This is a genomic window from Roseimicrobium sp. ORNL1, from assembly GCF_011044495.1.
Lineage (GTDB): Bacteria > Verrucomicrobiota > Verrucomicrobiia > Verrucomicrobiales > Verrucomicrobiaceae > Roseimicrobium.
Genome location: NZ_CP049143.1, coordinates 266,311 through 286,912, shown reverse-complemented (window position 1 = coordinate 286,912; position 20,602 = coordinate 266,311). Strand labels below are relative to the sequence as shown.

Here is a 20,602-nt window from a genome sequence, read left to right as displayed (position 1 = left end):
AAAACGCATGGCGATGTCTGGCACGGCACACGCCGATGAAGCGGAGAATTCATGTCAGCACAGGCCACCCTGTGACACGGGTGAATGTTTTTTACACAACACCCTCCATGCCCCGCGACCTGCCATGGCTCCCCGCGTTTTACCGGTGGTTCACGCACAGGCCGTTCCGACTGTAACCCGTGAGGGCTTGACCATAGGCACGGGGTGTGGTTGGCTTGTAGTATGAAGAGTGTGCTCATGCTCGCGCTGGCACTTGGCGCAATGCTCGCGTCCGGGGTGCAGACATTGGCACAGACACCGGCTCCAGCTCCGGCGGCCTCTGATGAGGAGTCGAAGCCCCTGCAGATCACCACCCTCACGGGTGACAAGTACAAGAACTGCCGCATCATGAAGGTCACGCCGGAGGCCATGACCGTGATGCATGATGCCGGTGTCACGAAGATCAGCTTCGAGAATCTCAGTGACGAATGGCGCACGAAGTTCCGCTATGACGCTGCGAAGGCGGAGGAGTATGCCAAAGCAGAAGGGCAACGCGCCAAGGACGAGGCGGAGAAACGCCAGACCGCACTGAAGAAACAACAGATGCGTGAAGAGGAGAAGATGGACATCCTGATGGCGCGTGAGCGCCAGCGCCTCGCTGCGGAGAAGGCCCTGGCAGAACTCGGCCCGCCCCTCGCGCCTGCGCCACTGCCTGGAGATGCCACACCGAACCTCGGAGCGAGTGGCAGTGATGCGGTGGAGGAAATCGTGCCTTCGCTTTCGCCCATCACGCAGGTGTACACGCCTGGTGCCGGTACCTACCGGCAGTTCGGACGTGACCGGTACAGCTATTTCGACTCCGGCTTCTATGGGTTTCCCTTCGTGCCCGTCTTCAGTGGTGGCGGCGGCAGCTTCTGTCCGCCGTCGTATCACCACTCCTCCGGTTCCTCGTTTGTGAGGCCCATGGTCCGGGGTTCGTTCTCAGCGGGTGGCGGGAGAGGGATGATTCGAGTGAATCGGTAGGCTGGAGTTCGAAGGCAGAGGTATTATTCCGAGGCGAAGCCTCCCTGGACTGCGTGCAGCCTGCTGCCGCTTTCTCTCAGCGCAGCCTGCTGCGCGCTTCACTGCGGCGAAGCCGCCAAACATCTTCTCGTAGTGTGACACCACCAGCGAGAATCATCATCGCCGCAGCAGGCTGCGGACTCTTCAAAGCGGCAGCAGGCTGCCGCAGTCCAAGGAGGCTTCGCCTCGCAGCTTCCATATCAATGCATGGAAGTTTCTGCGCAGCGCTACGTTCCCACGCTATATGTCCGTGCGACGTCTCCTCATCGCCATCGTCACCTTTGCTTGTGGCATCGCATTGCCCGTAGCAGCCGCCGCCCAAGACAAGCCCAACTTCGTCATCATCCTCGCGGATGACCTCGGCTATGGCGATGTCGGTTTCCAGGGTGGTCAGGCGAAGACGCCGCATCTGGACAAGCTCGCTGCTGAAGGCATCCGTCTCACGGCGCACTACGTGCATCCCATGTGCAGCCCCACGCGGGCGGCACTGCTCACGGGACAGTATGCGAGCCGCTTCGGTGTGACCGGCGCGCAGAATGAGCAGGCATTCCCCTTCGGCACACCTACGATCGCGAGTGTGCTCTCCGGTGCGGGTTATGACACCGCGCTCATCGGGAAGTGGCACCTCGGCTCCGGACTCGACACCCCGCCGAACAAATTCGGCTTCGGCTACAGCTATGGCCTGCTCGCCGGCGGTGCCACACCGGACACGCATGAATACAAGATGGGACCACACCAGCGAACGTGGCATCGCAACGGCACGCTGCTGGACGAAGAGGGTCACATCACCGACCTCATCACGAAGGACGCGGTGAAATGGATTGATGAACGAACCGACAAGCCCTTCTTCCTCTATGTCCCCTACACCGCCGTGCACGTGCCCATCAACGAGCCCGAGCAGTGGCTGAAGATGAATGAGCACATCACCGACCCCGCGAAGCGCCTCCATGCCGCAGATGTCTCCCACCTGGACGATGGCGTGGGCCAAATCCTCGCCGCCCTGGAGAAGAAGAACCTGCGCCAAAACACCGTGGTCCTCTTCCTCAGCGACAACGGCGCGCATGATGATGTGGATAACAAGCAGGACAAATATCCCGGCATCGACACCCGCCCGCACCTCACCATTCGCGGCAGCAATGCCCCCTTCCGCGGCTGGAAAGGTAGCGTCTATGAAGGCGGCATCCGCACCCCGGCCATCGCGCACTGGCCGGGACATTGGGAGAATGGTGTCCAGAACGCGCCAGTCAGCGTCACCGGCTGGTTCACCACCTTCTGCTACTTGGGTGGAGTGGAACTGCCACGCACTTCCCAGGGTGACGGTGAGTACCTCAATCCTATGCTGGCGAGTCACGCCAAGAAAAGCCCGCTTGAGCCGTTGCCCGTCTACTCCGCCAGTCCTGGCTACCGCGCCCGCATGGTCCGTGTTGGCAAATGGAAGCTCATCATCACCAAAGGCACCACCAGCAAGGACAAGGATAACAACAAAGCCAAAGCCGATGTGAGGGAACTCTACAATCTCGACACGGACCCCGGAGAGTCACGGAACGTGATTGCGGAGCATCCCGAGGAAGCCGCGAATTTGGAAAAGGTGCTGGCCGAATTTGCAGCGGGTGACAAGGTGGTGGAGCGCGGCGGCAAGGCGGTGGACTGATTCGCACTCTTTCACCTCGCCCATCGTCCGGTTGAACTCTATATTTTTGAAAAGATATGTCGTCCATAGGTGACCCCATCCCCGAGATTCCCCTCAAGATGTTGCTGAACACAGACGAGGCCAAAAGCTTCGCCAAGTTTCAGTGGTGTGACCACACCCCAAATCACAAAATTGGCGGGAAGCCCGACTGGATAAACGATACGAACGAGATCCCTTCGTGTGAATTCTGCTGGGAACCCATGGCTTTCCTCGCTCAAATCGATTCCATTGGAGATCAGTTTTGCTTTGGTGACGTGGGCATGATCTATGTTTTCATGTGCCGCCAGTGTGGTGAAACCAAAGTTGAAATGGATTGCTCATGAAAGGGCCTTTCGCCGTTCAGAACTCTTCTCTCACGCAACTCGGCCTGGTCGTTCCGCACAGAATTTTGTCATCGTGAAATAGGACATGGGACCTGGCAGCAGCATCGGCATCGAGTGGTGTGGGCCGTATGAGATCCAATATTGCTCCGCGACCGGCAGTCGCGCGCCGATTGCAGGACCCGTTGTGGTCTACTGGCCGCTCTCAAAGGAAGCCTATACCTTCAATTTTCTGCCCACACCGGGACTCTACGATCGCTCTTCACCAGACTTTGATGCGCAGGCGCGCCTGGTATCCAAACAAGGTTGCCGCTCGCCAGATCGCTTCTTGGTTACTCCGGAAGGAATCCGCACGAGCAATCCTCACATCACAGGCCTCTTCGATATCGTTGCGCGCCTGGTCTCCACCGGCGGACTGCAGCATGTCCTCAAACCCGTGCCTCCACCTGCCTTTCGTTGGGAAGAAGTCAGCTTGACTCGCGTTGCGGTGACTGAGGCCTTGGCAGCTTATGTGGAGGCTTTGGGGTTCAAATACCTCAATGGATTCGTCGAAGCTCAGACTTACCACATCGACTCAAATCACATCAGCGACACCGTTCTCGCAACCAAGTCCCATCCCTGGACACCCACTCAATTTCTGGAAATCTTGAGACACCCAACTGTCCTAGCGGACTTCGACATCTCCATCACTGACCAGGATTGCTTGATCGACCGCTCCAACTGGCAGCACTATTCCCCCTACTTGTTCAGTGGATTCTTGGCACAAACTCTCGCGTACGGCGGCGCCTACCCAAGCATTCACCCATCGGCATCCCCCATCGAATCGGCCATCACCTTGGCTGACAACGTTTTCACCTCCTTCCAGCGGCGTTACGATGGATTGGACCTTCGCGTTTGTCACAAACCATGGGGCAATCGATTCCATGACATCGCCTGGGATCACACTTGGATCATTCAAGACCACCGATCTCGGCAGCTAACAATTTTGATGGCCTCGGACACGGATTGACTCAGGTCCGACAAGCCCATCATCGTGGGGATTCCGACGATGAGGAGCTTGCCGTGGCCATGAACTGCAACGAGTACCACCAGACCATCACCACTCATCCATGAGCAACGCCGAACCATCTGTCCAAGACAAAGCCATCGCGATCTTTCGCGAGCTGGTTGGCGATCGAGCCGATCAGTTTGCAGTCCCTATTCCCGATGCCCAGCAAGCAGCACAGTCAGCACTGACCGGCGACTTTAACGACAAGACTGCGTTCGACATCGCATTCCACATGACAGACTGGAACTCGGATGCGGCATTCGTCGCGGCACTTCTACTCTTCCCAGAGCGTTTCACTCCAGAAGAGATTCGTGAGGGCATCGAAGAGTTTCTCGTCCATGCTCCCAATCACCTTGCCGCCGCTGCCAAGCTCCAGGGCTACCCGATTCAAGACACGTTCGGAGTCGGCGCCCTCGACGGGTGGCCCGAAGATGATGAATCCGAAAACGGCAGCGCACCTTGAACCTTAATCGTATGAGCATACCTCGTATTCTCGCCCTGCTTATGCTGTGCCTCACCACAGCAGTTGCCGGTTCGGACAAAACCACGCTTCGCAAGATTTGGGCTTCACCCCACTACACGTCCAATTCGCTCCCAACGGCCTGGTTGCCCGTGAAGATTCCGGAGATGACCTCGGACGTGAGCGCCTTCGAGAGTTTCTCGCAACAGAAAGAGGGATTTTCGATTCGGAACTTTATCGGCCGGTATGGCCCTCCTTCCCGTTACCTCACCACGAAACGGGATCGCGAGCACGACTTCTTGATTTACGACCTGCCGTCTGGCCACAGCGTTGCCCTTTATGTCTCGAAGCCGCCCGCAGATTTTTTTGCCGCCTGTGTGATCATCACGTCGGATGGTTCGTTGGTGAACTTGTTCAAGTAAGGCAGTCGACCGATTGCTGCGCTGCCGTGAACAGCACCAAACTATCACAGCCGCAACTCGCCACCAACGGCGCTCTCGCAACCAGCCTGCCGCCGTCATCGAGCTTCAGATCGCCGAATGTTGCGCCCTCACGATGACTACAGAACCGCAGAATTCGTTCTTCCGACCGCCGCCTGAGTCCACTCTGGGAGAGGACGATGTCAGGAGTCATGTCCGCGCAGAGTTCTATGACATTCGCTCCCGCTTTCTGGACCGACTGGCCTGCGCAAACGTTTTTGATCGAGAACGCTTCGAGGCACTTCTCCTCTGGCTCGATACTTTGCGACGGAGCTGTGCTGCGGCCGGTTTACCCATGGCAGTGTCTGATTTCGCTCAGTTCAGTGACATTGCTTCCTATCTTGAGCAAGAGGCAGCATACTCGCGCGACCAGCGTGCGGAGTGCGCTGCGGCACACAGGCAGTGGCTCGACATGATGCGTCAGTTCCATCTTCTACCTGAGGAGATACAATGATCTCTCAATTGAGGCTCCTCGCGTTAGTCTTGGCGTCTCTTCATTCCAGACATATCTTTGTGTCGGGTGCGCTACCTATCTTATGAAACCGGCGGTCACAATTGCAGTCCTTCTTGCTACGTGCGGACTCCTCGGATGCTCCAAGCCGGCGGAAACCAACTCCACCACAACCGGGCAATCGACAGCGCCAATACTAAGAATCGCGGTGATGCGCGACGGGACGGTAACAATCGACGGCGCTCCTGGCAGCGCTGACGATCTGGCTCCCAAACTCAAGGAACTCGCCGCCGCCAAAGGCACCGTGTACTACTACCGTGAATCTGGTCAGGAGGAACCTCATCCCAATGCCATGAAAGTGATCGCCGCTGTAATAGAGCATCAATTGCCAATCAGCCTCTCCAGCAAACCGGACTTCTCTGATTACATCGGAGAAGACGGCCAATCTCACAAACGGTGAACTACGTCACGGCACTGAATGCAAACAACCAAGACGCCTAACCTTGGGCTGCAGTGGATCTGACCAACGCGCTCCGGTTGCCTCCGACGCGTCCCGCGTTCCACGTTCGCTGAGTTTGAGCCGTCAGGCCGCTATCCACACAACATTCAATGAGCCACGCTTACAACCTGCCTCAGATTTCCTATTGGGTCGCCTACCACGTTCTCCCCCACTATGCATTCCAAGCCGTGGAGAAAGCCATCGACACGTGGACGAAGGCCCCCACTTCGGCGGGCCCGTACTACTATTTGATTGCCTGTCAGATGGCGGAGCTTGAACCGGTGCCTGAGGATGCGCGTCTTTATTCGGCTGTTTCCGGTGTGCTTGGCGATTACGACTACTATTTGATGGAGTTCCCTACACCCCCTCCCGTTGACATGAGTGGCACAGACCCTGTCACCCTTATGCAGCAGGGAGCGGGGATTGTTCTGGCCCCGTACTTCTCCATCATACTTCGGCATCGCACTTCGCAGGACCTTCGCTATTTTGTACTGGGTCAAGCTCCCTTGGGCGGCGGAACCACCTTTCGTACCGTCACAGCATCAGGGGCAAATGCCAACATGGGACCGGGACCAGCGCCACAACGAGACTTGTTTCTCAACCGAGTCCGCCAAGCCCTGGCAACAGGATAGAAGCAACGCCAAGGCCTGACCAGGCGTTGCAGCGTTTCGACATCCTCACCACTCTCCTACTTCGTCAGCGCGCACGCCTTGTAGATTTCCTCCAGCGTGGTCTTGAGGTCGTACTTGTACTCCCAGTCCGGGTAGTGGCTCTGGAACTTGGAGACATCGCTCACATACCAGATGTGGTCGCCGATGCGGTTGTCATCCAGGAGGTTCCAGTCGAGCTTGTTGCCGCTGATGTCCTCACACATCTTGATGGCTTCCAGCATGGAGCAGTTCGAATGGCGTGAGCCACCGATGTTGTACACCTCGCCGGGGCGCGGGTTCTTGATGAACTTCACAAAAGCATCCACGAGATCATGGCTGTGGATGTTGTCCCGCACCTGCTTGCCCTTGTAACCGTAGATGTTGTACGGGCGGCCAGTGACCGTGCATTTCATGAGATAGGCGAGGAATCCATGCAACTCCGCACCGGCATGCGCCGGGCCGGTGAGGCAGCCGCCGCGGAAGACGCCGGTCTTCATGCCAAAATATCTCCCGTACTCCTGCACCATAATGTCCGCCGCCACCTTGTTCGCGCCAAAGATGGAGTGCTTGCTGCTGTCGATGCTCATCGACTCATCGATGCCTTTTGCGAAGTAGGGGTGGGACTCATCCACCTCCCAGCGTGTCTCCTTTTCCACGAGCGGCAGGCGGTTGGGCGTGTCGCCGTACACCTTGTTCGTGCTGGTGAAGATGAAGACGGCCTCCGGGCAGTACTTCCGGGTGGCCTCCAGCAGGTACATCGTGCCCTGGGCATTCACCGCGAAGTCCGTGAGCGGCTCCTTGGCGGCCCAGTCGTGGGACGGCTGGGCAGCGGTGTGGACGACAGCGGCTATGGCGAATCCAAATTTTTTGAACAGGAACTCCACCGCATCCCAATCGCGGATGTCAGCGGGTTCATCATGGTACACCTGCAGTTGCTTCCGCAGAAGCTGCCGCGTTCCCTTCGTAGAGGCCTCCTCCCCAAAGAAGTAGGCCCGCATATCGTTGTCCACACCCACGATGGCATAGCCTTCCGCGTGCAACCGTTTGCACGTCTCCGAGCCAATCAAGCCGCCTGAACCGGTTACCAAGGCAATCTTCATGCGTCGCGAAGCTACGATTTGCGATTGACGCCGCAAAGAAAATTCTCCATGGCTGAACCTCTTTTCTGATGCCTGAATCCCTCAATTCAAAGCCGGTGCAGCTTCTTAGCGTGGTCATTCCGGCTCGTGATGAGGAAGGTAGCGTGACCTATACGGTGGAAGAACTCCACCAGGCCCTGTCCGCCCGGGAGATCTCCCACGAGATAGTGGTGGTGAATGACGGCAGCCAGGACGGCACCTGGGCCGTCCTGCAGGACCTCAGCCAGCGCATCCCCAGCCTCCGCCCGGTCAATAACACCGGCCCCCACGGCTTCGGCCGCGCCATCATCCACGGTCTGGACCACATGAGCGGGGACGCCGTGGTGATCATGATGGCGGACTGCTCAGACAGCCCCGCCGAGGTGGTCAAGTATTGGGAACTGCTCAATCAGGGGTACGAGTGCGTCTTTGGCAGCCGCTTCATCAAGGGGGGCGGGGTCCATGACTACCCCACACACAAGCTCATCCTAAATCGCATTGTAAACTGGGGCATCAGGATACTTTTCCGTATCCCGCTGAATGATACCACCAACGCGTTCAAGGCTTACCGGCGGGAGGTCATCGAAGGCTGCCGGCCCCTGATTGCCCCGCATTTCAACCTCACGGTGGAAATCCCGCTCAAGGCCATCGTCCGCGGGTACACCTGGACCACCATGCCCATCACCTGGCGGAACCGGCGTGCGGGAGTGCCCAAATTGAAGATCAAGGAAATGGGCAGCCGTTACATTTTCATCGTTTTGTATGTCTGGCTGGAGAAATTCTTCAGCCGGGGTGACTATCGGCGTCAGATTCAGCCCATATCGAAAGAAAAGAGTTCGTAGTCGCCCCCGTTTCAGTCAACCCTCCCGGCCTCACCACCCACTGTTCCTTGTTTTTTCGTCCTCGTGCGCATGAAATCCGCCATCCTCTGCCTCGCCTCAGCCGCTGCCCTGCTCGTGACTGCAGCGGCGGCCACCGCGCAAACTCAAACTCAGACACCAACTCAAATCACCCCGCCCACACGCGCCTTTGAGCTCAAGGATGGCGACCGGGTCGTGATTCTGGGCGGCACCATCGTGGAGCGTGAGCAGCGCTACGGCTTCCTGGAAACGGCCCTGACGCTCGCCGTGGGGAAGAAACAAATCAGCGTGCGCAATCTCGGCTGGAGCGGGGACACCGTCTTCGGGCACGCACGCTCCTACTTCGGCCCTCCGGCAGAGGGTCTGGAGCGCCTGGGCAAGCATCTGGAAACACTGAAGCCCACCGTGCTCATCGCCTGCTACGGTGCGGACCTGCCTTTTGAGGGACTCATCAAGATGCCGGAATTCATCTCCGGCTACCGCAACCTGCTGGAACTCGTGCGCTCGAAGAACCCGCACGTGCGCGTCATCGTGGTCTCTCCGCCACCGCTGGAGAACCTGGGTGCTCCACTCCCGGACCAGACCGAAGCCAATGCCAAGCTAGAAGACGTGCGCAATGCGCTGAAGGAATTCGCCGGCAAGCAGGGCGCGTTCTTCGTGGATGGCTTCGAACTCATGGGTGGCGCGCACAAGGAGCGCCCTGCCAACCCCATCACGGAAAATGGCATCCACTACGCTGAGGCCGGCTACCAGCAGTGGGCCGCGAAGATGCTGGAAGGCCTGGGCCTGCCCAAGCAAGACCCGGCCAGCCCGGCTGCCAAGCCCCTGCGGGAAAACGTCATCAAGAAGGACAACCTCTTCTTCAACCGCTGGCGTCCCGCGAACGAGACCTACCTCTACGGCTTCCGCAAGCATGAGCAGGGTCAGAACGCCGCCGAGGTGGAGCAGTTCGACGCGCTCGTGGCCGCTGAGGACAAGAAGATTCAGGACCTGAAGCTCCAGATCCTGCAGACTCAGCCGCAGCTCCCCTAGTGAAGGCCCCCTCATGCAAGACGATCTTCAACGGGGATACTACCTTCGATTCAGCGCCATCGAAGCCTACCGTCGGAAGGTTTGGACCATTCTCACACGGGATTTTTTCTCCCGGTGGATACCTGCATCTTCTACCGTTCTAGATCTGGGTTGTGGCTGGGGGGAATTCATCAACCAGATTGCGGCTGCCACCAAGCATGGCATGGACCTCAATCCCCAGTCCCGGGAGAAACTCTCCAAAGACGTGCAATTCCATGAGCACGATTGCTCGACCCGGTGGCCGATTGCGGATGGCTCACTCGACGTGGTCTTCACCAGCAACTTCTTTGAGCATCTCTTCACCAAAGACGCGCTCCGCAGCACGCTCACCCATGCATGGAATGCCCTCAAACCGGGCGGCCGCATCATCTGTCTGGGGCCGAACATCCGCCACTTGGGAGGACACTACTGGGACTTTTGGGATCATCATCTCGCACTCACGGAAGAGTCCCTTGCCGAAGGACTCGAACTCACGGGATTTGAAATCAAGAAGAAGATAGGCCGCTTCCTGCCCTACACCATGTCCCAAGGTTCCAATCCCCCACTCTGGATGGTATCACTCTATCTCAAGCTCCCTCTTGCCTGGCGTTTCAAGGGCAAGCAGTTCCTGGTGATCGCGGAACGGACTCGCCAGGGCAGCCGGGATGCCGGCGCTCCAGCACACTGACGCTGGAGTACCCACGTCGAATTGCCACAGATGCACCCATCCATGGAAAGCGCCCCTAATGACCAAACCCCAACGCCCGCCGCTCCTACGGCGCCGTGGTGGAAGCGTCTGGTGCGCCATCCCATCTTCCCACTGATGGTGCTGGTGTTCGTCACGCAGCTCACGCGCGACCAGTTTCCCTTTTCCCACTACCCCATGTACTCCATGCCCACTTCGCGCCCGCTGAAGTGGCAGTACCTGGCCGATGGCGACAGCAAGCCGCTGGCGCATGTGTACCACACTGGCATCAGCCCCTCCCAGGTGGGGAAGATGTTCGGCTCGTACAAGCATGACTTTCCCACGGAAGAAGAGGCCGGACTCGCAGTGCTGAAGTACCTCCGCCAGAAGAACGCCCAGCGTCCCAAACGCCCGCTGCCTGAGCGCATCCAGTTGATTGAAACGAAGATTGGCTTCGGCGACGGCCACTTCATCGAAACGAACACCGTGGTTGCGGAGCATGTGCAGCCGCCCAGGAAGGAGAAGCAGAAGCGCTGAGCATGCACATGACCAACACCAGCACCCGTGCCGCCACTACTCCGCCCACCCGCCTGCAACGGTGGAAGGCAGGTTTTGTCTCCTGGGTGAAAGGCGGCTTCGTGCCGGAGCCCATCAGCCGGTGGGAATGGTTCATCATGCGCCTGCTCTTCGGCGCCATGCTGGTGTGGATTTTCACAGACTGGCACCCCTTCCGCCATGTGTCACAGGACAAGCCGAAGGGCATCGCGAATTTCGTAGACCTCACCTGGCTGCACTATGGGGCCCGCGATGAAGGCGAGGGGCAGATGGCCGTCAATGAGGCCGGCGAAAAGTCGCGGGTGAGCGCCCGCGGCGCAGGCCCCCTGACCTGGGTGCCGCGAGCGGGTCTCTATGAGGAGTTCCTCGTCATCGCCTGCTTCCTCGTCGCGATCTACATCCTCGGCTACGGCATCCGCTTTGTGCTGCCAGTGCTGGCAATCCTGCACATGCTCGTGTGGACGTATCACGATTCGCAGGGCTACACGTACCACGGTCACCAGATGATCAGCATCATGCTCTTCGGCCAGGCAGCCGTGGCCTGGTGGAAGTGGAAGAAGCCGGATGCGGAGCAGCGCGCGCAGCTCTGGTACTACAGCCGCGGCATCATCCTGGCAGGGTACATCACCTCCGTGGTGACGAAGATCATCAACTCCAAAGGCATGTGGCTGTGGAACTCACAGTACCTCAGCGTGGAGATCATCAAGACCCACCGCCTCTCTTTCTACAAGGACCTGGAGGTGGAGTTCGCCGGGGACCCATCCTCTGCCACACTGATGCTCCACCACCCCTATCTGGCCTTGCTGCTCTTTGACGTGGGCTTCTTCATCGAACTCTTCGCCTGGGTGGGACTGCGTGACCGGAAGTGGTCCAGCTTCATGGGCATTTCCATCATCATCCTGCATCTCTCCATCGCGTGGCTGATGAGATTGTCTTTTACGAACCACCAGATTCTCTGTTTCATATTCCTGGTGAATGTCCCGTGGCTCATCACGCTGGCGGTGTCACGCGCACGGAGTCCCCACCTCACCCCGCAACAGACGCTGTCCTGATTGATTGATTGATTGATTGATGTGATTTCGATTGGGTGCTGCGCCCGTTTTGTTTTTCTCCTTCCCTATGCGACCTGCTCATTCCCTCACAACCCTGTCCGCGGCCCTCACGCTCCTGGCGGGTTCGCTGACATCCGCCCACGCCTCCCAGCCCAAGGGCCTGGCAGACCTGCCGGACCCCTCGGTGGAAGCCGAACAAAAGGCCTTCGTGGTGCCGGAAGGTTTTGAGATCAATCTCTGGGCCGCAGAGCCCCTGCTGCGCAAGCCGGTGCAGATGAACTGGGACGCCAAGGGCCGCCTCTGGGTGGTATGCAGCACCACGTATCCGCAGATCAAACCGGGTGAAGACGCCATCGACCAGGTGGTCGTTCTCGAAGACACGGACAACGACGGCAAGGCGGACAAGAGCACGCTCTTCGCCGACAACCTCCACATCCCCACCGCGGTGCTTCCGGCAGATGGCGGCTGCTACGTGGCGAACTCCACGGAGATTCTCTTCCTCAAGGACACGGATGGCGACGGCAAGGCAGACCAGCGCCGCGTGGTGCTGAGCGGCTTCGGTACGGAGGATACCCACCACCTCGTGCACACCCTGCGCCACGGTCCTGACGGGCAGATTCATTTCAACCAGAGCATCTACATCCACAGCCATATTGAGACGCCGTATGGCGTACGCCGCTTGATGGGTGGCGGCATCTGGGAATACCGGCCGGAGACGCAGCGCCTGGAAATCATCGCCAAAGGTCTCATCAATCCCTGGGGTCATGAGTTCGACCGCTGGGGCCAGAGCTTCGCCACAGACGGCGCCGGCAGCAAGGGCATCAACTTCATCTTCCCCGGCGCGGTGTTTGAAACGTCTCCAGGAGCCAAGCGCGTGCTGGAAGGCATGAACCCCGGCCAGCCCAAGCAGAGCGGCCTGGAAATCGTGGAGGACCCGCACTTCCCGGATGACTGGCAGGACACGCTCATCACTTGTGACTTCCGTGGCAACCGCATCAACCGCTTCAAGCTTTCTGAAAGCGGCAGCAGCTATGTGAGCAAGCAAATGCCCGACGTGCTGGCGAGCACGCATCGCGGTTTCCGTCCCATCGACGCACGCACCGGTCCGGATGGCGCGCTGTACATCGCGGACTGGTTCAACCCCATCATCCAGCACGGCGAAGTGGACTTCCGCGACCCGCGCCGCGACCGCGTGCATGGCCGCATCTGGCGCCTCACCGCCAAGGGCCGTCCGCTGACTGAGAAGGTCGATTTCGCCAAGATGTCGATCGAGGAGCTGATGAAGCAACTCGCAAGCCCGCGCCGCTGGAACCGCCAGTTCGCCACGCTGGAAATGCGTGAGCGCCTGCCGGAGGAATCCGTGGCCGTGCTGAACAAGATCAAGGAAGAAGCCCTGCCCGCCGACCTTTCGACCGTGCCCCCGCAGCAAGGCGAGCTGCTCCTCCGCATGGCCTGGGCCCGCGAAGCGCTCAATGTACACTCAGCGAAGTGGACGCGCCTCCTGCTCACCTCTCCCGACCCCCGCATCCGCGCCGCCGGTCTGCGCATCCTCTCGCATCACCTCGACAAGGTGCCGGACGCTCTGAAGCTGCTGGAAAAGGCCGTGGCAGATGAGCACGCTCAAGTACGCCTGTGGGCCGTGGCCTGCCTGCGCCTCATGTCCAAGCCCGAGGCCTTCGCCGTGGCCCTCCGCGCGCTCGACAAGCAGACTCCGGTGGACAACAACATCGACTTCCTCCTGGAACTCACCGCGCGTGAGCAGGCGGACATCTGGCTGCCTGTGTTCCTCGCCGGCAAGCTGAAGCTCGATGAGAATCCCAAGCACCTGGTCTACGCGCTGAAGTCCACCGGCAAACCGGAAGCGCTGGAGCCTCTGCTCACCGCCTACCTGGCGAACAAGCTCGCTCCGGAAGATGCGGAAACCGTGCTCACCATGGTGGGTGACTTCGGCTCACCCAAGCAGCTCGCGGCCATCTTCAAGGTGGCGCTGGAACGCCTGGATCAGGGCACTCCCGTGTCACCTCTCCTCGCCTCCCTGCAGCGCGCCGCCTTGCGTGGAGGTGTGCCCGAAGGTGCCTCCTTTGAGCAGACGAAGAAGCTCCTCGACTCCGCGAATCCCGGCTTCCGTGCCCAGGGCGCGCAGCTCGCGGGCCTGTGGAAACAGGAGCAGGCACGTGAACTCCTCACCAAATGGGCAGAAGGCGCTGATGCCGACATGGGCGTGCGTGTGTCCTCTGTGCGTGGCCTCGTATCGCTGGGCGGTGAACCTTCCCGCAACCTGCTCGACAAGCTCTCCCAGGATTCGTCCGCGGAGGTGCGTACGCAGCTCGGCATCATCCCGCTTTCAGACCTCGCGCCCTCACTCGCTGCGAAGCGCGCCGTGGAATTCCTCGGCACGGTGAAGTCTCCTGAAGAAGCGAAACCGGTGTTGGAAGCCTTCCTCCGCAACAAGAAGCTTCCCGCCGTGCTGGCCAAGGAACTCGAAGGCAAGACCATTCCCGAAGCCGCCGCCATCGAAGGCATCCGTCTCGCCAGCACCAAGGGCCTCGCCTCACTCATCGAAGACGCCCTGCGCAAGTCCGGCCAGATCAAGCAGATGGACAAGCCCCTCACACCCGAGGAGATGACCGCCATGGTGGCCAAGGTGAAGGAACTCGGTGACCCCGCACGCGGTGAGAAAGTCTACCGCCGCCAGCAGCTCCTGTGCATCACCTGCCACTCGATTGGTGGCACCGGTGGTGTGATTGGACCTGATATGGTGAGCATCGGCGCCAGCGCGCAGGTGGACTACCTCATCGAGTCCATCCTCAATCCGACCGCGAAGATCAAGGAAGGCTACCACATGACCATGGTCACCACGAAGGATGGCGGTGTCTTTGCGGGAGGTGTGGCGCAGGACAGCAGCGACGAGCTGGTGATTCGCGATGCTGCCAACCAGATGCACAAGATTGCCAAGGCAAACATCGCGCAGAAGACCATCAGCCCGGTGTCCATGATGCCGCCCGGTCTCACCGCGAGCCTGCGTGAAGATGAGTTCCTCGATCTCGTGCGCTTCCTCAGCGAGCTGGGTCGCGAAGGCGCCTACAAGACCGCGGCCAATAACTACATCCGCAAGTGGCGCACCATGGGCGTGATGGAGCAGCCGGACGTGGACCACGTGCGCCACGTGGGCCTCTTCGCCCTGAACGACCGCGAGTACAAGTACCCGTGGGAATTCAAGACCAGCCTCGTGAGCGGTGACCTGCCCCTCGCCGAGATGCCCGTGCCCGTGAAGATGTATCCGTGGTTCCCCCGCATCGCCCAGTGCGATCTGGAGATGCCCGCCGCCGGTCAGGTGAAGCTGAAGCTCAGCGCCACCAACGGCATCGTCGTCACCGTGGGTGAAAAGGTGATCCAGGAAGTGACCGAAGAACTGCCCCTCGACCTTCCCGCCGGCAAGAGCACCGTCACCTTCATCCTCACCCGCGCCGCTGGCGAGCTACCGGGGTTCAAGGTGGAGATTGTGGACGGTCCCGCGAAGGTGGTGACGACTCCCTGAACGTAGTCTGCCGAGCCTTCGGCGGTCAGATGCAGCGGGCCGGTAGCGCTTCACAGGCGTACCGGCCCGACCTGCGTTCAGGAGGTCAACAAGCAGCTATCTCGGCGAAGAAACCCCGATGGAAACGCGGAATCTCATCGTTGATTCCGCCTGCCACTATCCGCATGAAAGCTCTATTGCTCGCTGCTACCCTGCTCACCTCCGCCGCATCGCTGACTTTTGCTCAGGAAGAAAAGCCTCTGCTCCACGAGCACGCACTTCCGCTGCTGGCTTCCCCCACGTTTGCAGAGCCTCTCGACGCTTCCTTCAGCATCGCGAAAGGCAAGTGGACGCCCCATGATGGCGTGCTGGAGGTGCTGGATCTTCCCGAGGAAAAGCACATCCCCGTGCTGCATCATCAGGCTGGTTTGTCAGATGCGGCGATCGACGTGGAGTTTCTGTTGGATGGCCCGGGAACCTTCCTCGTGGGCTGTGATTCGGCCAAGCACGTAGGCCGCGTGGTCGTCACCACCACGGCGCTGAGCATCGCGGAAGACTCCGTGAAACCTTCCCACACCATCGCCAAGCTGCCGCTGACCGTGAAGCCCGGCGAGTGGCACAAACTTCACGTGGAGTGGAAGGGCGACCACATGGCGGCCCGGCTCGATGGCAAGGAACTCGAAGCCCAGCACGAATTCCTCGCCACCCCCAAAGTCCGGAGCTGGCTTGCCGCAGGCAAGTCGGTCAAGGTCCGCAATCTCAAGATCTACGGCAACAAGGCGCCCGCCAAATCCTGAGGCGCCCTGCTTCGCGTGACACCATCACCAGTTTGAAAATGAGTCTTCGCTTGGCGAGCGAAGGCATGGGCACAGGAGCGTGGACACTCTTGTCCGCCGTTCTGTTGCACAGCGACTTCCATCATGTGGAAGCTGCTTGTGATGCCTCCGGAGTTGCTGGAGGAACGTGGCCTTGCCTGCCACATGAATGAAGGCAGTACGTCAGGGGCGGCGGACAAGAGTGTCCACGCTCCTTTGAATGCCCGGCTCTTTATTTCGCGAGGGAATGCTCCCGCAAACCTTGTACCAAGACCTGTTTTCAGCTCTTTCACCTCACTGCCTCGGCACGGGCGGAGGCATGATGGCGCCCGGGACGGGCGGGGGTACGCCGTAGCTTTGATGCGAAGGCGCCTGCAGCACGGCCAGTACCTCGTGGGTCACGTCCTTGCCGCCCGTGAGGTTGGTAAAGAGGCTGCCGATGGAAAAGATAGGACCCCAAGGGATGCCCCACCAGCCGCAGAGCATCGTCAAAAGCGTGTATTTGGCGCCCTTGCCAAACGTGCCTTCGCCGCCGCGGACAAAGTAGATATCGCTGCCCCGGTTGAAGGTCATGACGATGACGGAGAGGGTGTACTTGAAGATCACGAACCGGCCTCCGCGGTCGAGTTCGTTCGCCAGTTCCTGGCCCGTCATATTTTCAATGCCGATGATTTGCATGGGATATTTTCGAAGGCGCTTATCCCAGCAAGAATGATCCCGCGTTGCAAGCGGAAAAGGAGTTTCCCTATCGCTGCATCACCTGCCGGATCGCCGCCTTCATCGCTTCCTCTGAACCCGGTGGCACCCAGGCCCAGTCGCGCAGGTTGCTGTCCCGCTCCTGCCAAGCGCGCTCGATGGGAATGTACCCAGGCCCGCACTCGCCGTAGCCCATGACCATCACAATGCCATCCGGCCGCTGCTCCTGCGCATAAAGCTGGAACTCCACATACGACTCCGCCGGCAGCAGCAGCAACTGCGCGGCGCCGCCGAAGTCCAGCATGGGCAAATCAATCTGGTGCCCGGCCTTCACGCGCTCATACCACGCCAAGCCCATCGCCGCCTCTGCCCGGGCAAAGGGGCCGGGGTCATTCGCGATGCGATGGCGCAGCGCCTCCTCCGTGAAGCCGATGCTGTTGCGAGCGCCGAGTGTGATCTTCGCCAGCTTGAGCCCCACCTGCTCCAACGGGAGTTTCTTCGTCTGCTTCCACGCCTCCTGCATGGCGGCATGGATCTTGCCGGCGAGCACATTACGGTTTGCCGGCGTGCCGTCATTCCATTTTCCCGCGGTGACATTGCCCGAGCAGCCTGAGGCATACATCTGATGCACCGTGGGATGATCCTGCTGCATGCGCTCCCGAGCGAGGCCCACGAAGTCGATGGAGATCTCACCGCCGCCATAAAAGCTCATGGGATGCACCGCATAACTGTGCAACGCACACACGGGGTCTCTCCGTCCCAGAAGCTCAGGGTGCGCAACCAGGGGTCGATGGTTCCTACATCCGCATCGCGCGTGACCGGATCTGCCGTGCGGCTCATGCGATTGTACATCACCTTGCCATCCGGTGTGAGGTAGCGGCGATTACTCGCCACCTCCTTTACCTCCGCACGCCCCATGCCGAAGTGGGTGACGCGCTTCTTCTTCGCGAGTGCTTCCTTCACCGCCGCACGCACGCGCTGGATGCAGATGCGGTTGAAATCCGGCCAGCACACACTGGCGAGCTGGATGCGCGCCTTCGGGTCGGGTGCCGCGAGGTTCTTCCACGCGCCTGACTTCTCTGCGTCGCGCAGCAGTTGCTCTGCCTCCGGATCCATCACCGGTGCATCATGCACATGCGTGCTGGTGATGAGCACGCGCTGCGGATCCGTGCCGCACTCCTCCGCGAGTCCTTTGCGCCAGTCTTCAAACGCCGAGCCGCGAATCTCACACCAGTCGAAGCACACCACCACGAAAGGCTTCTCACCACCCGTGAGTACGAATCCTTTCGCGAGCAGCGGCTGCGCCACCTTGCTCGCCGGGGCGATGCCACCGCCCATGCAAGGATGACCAACCGGGATGGTCACATCCACCGTGAAGATGGCGAGTTCGAAGGAGTCTGACGCGTGCGTGAGACGCGCAGGCAGCAACGTGAGAAACAGCAGGGCGATGGCAAAGAAACAGCGCGGCAGCATGCGTCCTATACGGAGTGAGATGGAGGAATTTACCTCAATGCGCCGCTCAAACCGGAGGTTGGGCTTTCCAGCCCGACAGTGGGCGTTAGGGCTTCTGCCCTGACAGCTACTGGAACCAGCAAACCACACATCACCTCTACAGCCTTGTTCCGCATACCCGTCGGACTGGAAAGTCCAACGTCCGCTGTCGGGCTGGAAAGCCCAACCTCCTTTGCGGAAAAACGGAGGCACTCGTGTGCCCCCGTTCTATGTTTTGCTTTGCTCGAAGTTAGCGCTCACACCACTACATCTTCGTCTTGCAGTGATGACCGTTGTGGAAGCAGTGCCGGTTGAAGTGCCAGGGATCTGCGAAGGCGCTGTTGCTACTGCTGGTATTCGACGCGTAGCGTTTGCCGGTGCCCGACTGGTTCGCACAACTGATGAGGGTGGCCGCAAAGGCCAGGAGGATGAGACGTGCGATAGGACGCACGAGATGTGTTTTCATAGCGACGAGTCTGACGCGAACGCATCAGGGACGTTCAAGAGGAGGTGGGCGTCCGACGCTGCGTAGGTGGAGCGATGGCATGTCGCTTATTCACTTCCAATCTCTTCCAAACAATCGACAAAAGTTGCTCTGCGGAACGTCACATTTGCGCGCGAATGACAACGCGAGGATGACGTATTCGTCGGGCCCAAGAGACACGTTGAAACTATTGATATGCAGGCAAGATAGCCCCGTCACATACACGTGGAACATGACATGGATCCTATGCGATGTGTGGACCACCACTACACCTTGGGTGCGTGACTTCGCGTCTTGTGCAAACGCCACGGATCCACCACATCCTGGGCAGCGCGGCGGCTGCCGGGCGTGGGTTGATCCATACAACTCATCAGCGTCGCAGAAGACACCACGACCAAAAGAAGACGCGCCACGGCGCGCACGCATGTTGTTTTCATAGCACCCGGTCTGACCCGGGCGCTTTCTCCACGTTCATGCTGCCACGAGCGTGCAGCTTTTCCCTGCTCGCTTACTCCAAGCCCGCCTCCGCCAGACGGTCATTCACCTCGGCGGTCTGCAACTTGCCCACCATTTCATCGAGACGGCCTTCCACGAACTGGTCAAGGTTGTAGAGGGTGAACTCAATCCGGTGGTCCGTGATGCGGTTCTGCGGGTAGTTGTAGGTGCGAATCTTCTCCTCGCGACCGCCGCTGCCGATGAGGGCTCGCCGGTGGGCGGAGTATTTCGCGGCTTCCTCCTGCTGCTTCTTCTCCAGAAGGCGGGAGCGCAGGATGGTGAGGGCCTTTTCCTTGTTCTTGAGCTGGCTGCGGCCGTCCTGGCAGCGCACGATCACCCCCGTGGGGATGTGCAGGACCTGCACGGCGGAGTCGGTCGTATTCACGCCCTGACCGCCGTTACCGCTGGCGCGGCAGACTTCAATGCGGACCTCGTCCGGCTTGAGCTGCACATCAACTTCCTCAGCCTCAGGCAGTACCGCCACCGTCGCGGCGGAGGTGTGGATGCGTCCCTGCGCCTCTGTGGCGGGCACACGCTGCACGCGGTGCACGCCGCTTTCATATTTCAGCGAACTGAAGACATCGTCCCCGCTGACCTTGAACACGACTTCCTTGTACCCGCCAATGCCGGACGGGTTGGCTTCCAGCGGCTCGGTCTTCCATCCGCGTTCTTCCGCGTAGCGGGAGTACATGCGGAAGAGGTCGCCCGCGAAAATCGCGGCTTCATCCCCACCGGTACCAGCGCGGATTTCCATGATGACGTCGCGGCCCTCCAGCGGGTCTGGGGGCAGAATGAAGCGCTGCACGGCGGCCTCCAGCTCCTTCAGTCGATTCTGCAGGGCGGGCATTTCCTCCTCTGCCATGGCAGCCAGTTCAACGTCGCCGGACTTGATGAGATCCGTGTTGTCCGCGATCTGCTGCGTCACGCGCTGATACTCGTCCCAGGACTTGATGAGGGTCTCCAAGCCCCGGTGCTCGCGGAGGAATTCGCCGGCCTTCCGATTGTCATCGTAAAAGTCGGGCTGGCCCATGAGGACCTCAATCTCAGCGAGTCGCGCTTTCTTCTTATCGATGATGGAGGAGTAGTCCATGGAGTGAGGAGGACGGGAAAATGGAACGGGGGAGCACTAACAGTATGGCACAAAGA

At 59.8% G+C, this 20,602-nt stretch carries 20 protein-coding genes; 13 read left to right on the top strand and 7 right to left on the bottom strand.

The window, feature by feature from the left end; all coding sequences use genetic code 11:
* Positions 1–222 precede the first annotated feature (222 nt).
* The 6 genes from G5S37_RS01165 (at position 223) to G5S37_RS01140 (ending at position 5,949) form a co-directional block, all read left to right on the top strand.
* Positions 223–1,002, top strand: coding sequence for a FliJ family protein (locus tag G5S37_RS01165; protein ID WP_165199915.1), 780 nt, complete (start codon positions 223–225; stop codon positions 1,000–1,002).
* Positions 1,003–1,285: 283 nt separating this feature from the next.
* Positions 1,286–2,692, top strand: coding sequence for a sulfatase-like hydrolase/transferase (locus G5S37_RS01160; protein WP_165199913.1), 1,407 nt, complete (start codon positions 1,286–1,288; stop codon positions 2,690–2,692).
* Positions 2,693–3,139: 447 nt separating this feature from the next.
* On the top strand, positions 3,140–4,060 hold the full coding sequence (locus G5S37_RS01155; RefSeq protein ID WP_165199911.1) for a hypothetical protein: 921 nt from the start codon (positions 3,140–3,142) through the stop codon (positions 4,058–4,060).
* A gap of 100 nt (positions 4,061–4,160) precedes the next feature.
* A complete protein-coding gene (locus G5S37_RS01150) occupies positions 4,161–4,562 on the top strand; it encodes a hypothetical protein (RefSeq protein WP_165199909.1) in 402 nt (133 codons plus the stop codon).
* A gap of 11 nt (positions 4,563–4,573) precedes the next feature.
* A complete protein-coding gene (locus G5S37_RS01145; protein ID WP_165199907.1) occupies positions 4,574–4,981 on the top strand; it encodes a hypothetical protein in 408 nt (135 codons plus the stop codon).
* 593 nt (positions 4,982–5,574) lie between these two features.
* Positions 5,575–5,949: a DUF1471 domain-containing protein gene (locus G5S37_RS01140; RefSeq protein ID WP_165199905.1), complete on the top strand. Its 375-nt coding sequence runs from the start codon at positions 5,575–5,577 to the stop codon at positions 5,947–5,949.
* A 727-nt stretch (positions 5,950–6,676) separates the two neighbouring features.
* Here the strand turns inward: G5S37_RS01140 and G5S37_RS01135 are convergent.
* Entirely contained in the window at positions 6,677–7,738 is a 1,062-nt protein-coding gene (locus G5S37_RS01135) for an NAD-dependent epimerase/dehydratase family protein (RefSeq protein WP_165199903.1), read from the bottom strand.
* 68 nt (positions 7,739–7,806) lie between these two features.
* Between G5S37_RS01135 and G5S37_RS01130 the strand changes: the two genes are divergently transcribed.
* The 7 genes from G5S37_RS01130 to G5S37_RS01100 all read left to right on the top strand — a co-directional run bounded on the left by G5S37_RS01130 (position 7,807) and on the right by G5S37_RS01100 (position 16,272).
* Positions 7,807–8,598, top strand: coding sequence for a glycosyltransferase family 2 protein (locus G5S37_RS01130; RefSeq protein ID WP_165199901.1), 792 nt, complete (start codon positions 7,807–7,809; stop codon positions 8,596–8,598).
* 69 nt (positions 8,599–8,667) lie between these two features.
* The gene (locus G5S37_RS01125) at positions 8,668–9,648 is read left to right on the top strand and encodes an SGNH/GDSL hydrolase family protein (RefSeq protein ID WP_165199899.1); all 981 of its coding nucleotides are present in this window, start codon (positions 8,668–8,670) and stop codon (positions 9,646–9,648) included.
* A 13-nt stretch (positions 9,649–9,661) separates the two neighbouring features.
* Positions 9,662–10,354, top strand: a complete 693-nt coding sequence (locus G5S37_RS01120) for a class I SAM-dependent methyltransferase (RefSeq protein WP_165199897.1) — start codon at positions 9,662–9,664, stop codon at positions 10,352–10,354.
* 42 nt (positions 10,355–10,396) lie between these two features.
* On the top strand, positions 10,397–10,888 hold the full coding sequence (locus tag G5S37_RS01115) for a hypothetical protein (RefSeq protein ID WP_165199895.1): 492 nt from the start codon (positions 10,397–10,399) through the stop codon (positions 10,886–10,888).
* A gap of 8 nt (positions 10,889–10,896) precedes the next feature.
* The gene (locus G5S37_RS01110) at positions 10,897–11,958 is read left to right on the top strand and encodes a hypothetical protein (protein WP_165199893.1); all 1,062 of its coding nucleotides are present in this window, start codon (positions 10,897–10,899) and stop codon (positions 11,956–11,958) included.
* Between the two features lie 67 nt (positions 11,959–12,025).
* Positions 12,026–15,496, top strand: coding sequence for a PVC-type heme-binding CxxCH protein (locus G5S37_RS01105; RefSeq protein WP_165199891.1), 3,471 nt, complete (start codon positions 12,026–12,028; stop codon positions 15,494–15,496).
* A 164-nt stretch (positions 15,497–15,660) separates the two neighbouring features.
* Positions 15,661–16,272, top strand: a complete 612-nt coding sequence (locus G5S37_RS01100) for a hypothetical protein (protein WP_165199889.1) — start codon at positions 15,661–15,663, stop codon at positions 16,270–16,272.
* 312 nt (positions 16,273–16,584) lie between these two features.
* Here the strand turns inward: G5S37_RS01100 and G5S37_RS01095 are convergent, their stop codons facing one another.
* From G5S37_RS01095 to prfA, 6 genes are all read right to left on the bottom strand, one after another.
* Positions 16,585–16,968 (bottom strand): hypothetical protein, encoded by a 384-nt coding sequence (locus G5S37_RS01095; protein WP_206026264.1) that lies wholly within the window; start codon positions 16,966–16,968, stop codon positions 16,585–16,587.
* A 67-nt stretch (positions 16,969–17,035) separates the two neighbouring features.
* The gene (locus G5S37_RS01090; protein WP_165199887.1) at positions 17,036–17,698 is read right to left on the bottom strand and encodes a hypothetical protein; all 663 of its coding nucleotides are present in this window, start codon (positions 17,696–17,698) and stop codon (positions 17,036–17,038) included.
* Positions 17,695–18,459 (bottom strand): hypothetical protein, encoded by a 765-nt coding sequence (locus tag G5S37_RS01085; RefSeq protein WP_165199885.1) that lies wholly within the window; start codon positions 18,457–18,459, stop codon positions 17,695–17,697. Before G5S37_RS01085 ends, G5S37_RS01090 begins: the two co-directional genes overlap by 4 nt.
* Before the next feature lie 283 nt (positions 18,460–18,742).
* Complete coding sequence (locus tag G5S37_RS01080) at positions 18,743–18,943, bottom strand: hypothetical protein (RefSeq protein ID WP_165199883.1); 201 nt, start codon at positions 18,941–18,943, stop codon at positions 18,743–18,745.
* Positions 18,944–19,227: 284 nt separating this feature from the next.
* Positions 19,228–19,398 (bottom strand): hypothetical protein, encoded by a 171-nt coding sequence (locus G5S37_RS01075; protein ID WP_165199881.1) that lies wholly within the window; start codon positions 19,396–19,398, stop codon positions 19,228–19,230.
* 71 nt (positions 19,399–19,469) lie between these two features.
* Complete coding sequence (gene prfA, locus G5S37_RS01070; protein ID WP_165199879.1) at positions 19,470–20,546, bottom strand: peptide chain release factor 1; 1,077 nt, start codon at positions 20,544–20,546, stop codon at positions 19,470–19,472.
* Between the last annotated feature and the right edge of the window lie 56 nt (positions 20,547–20,602).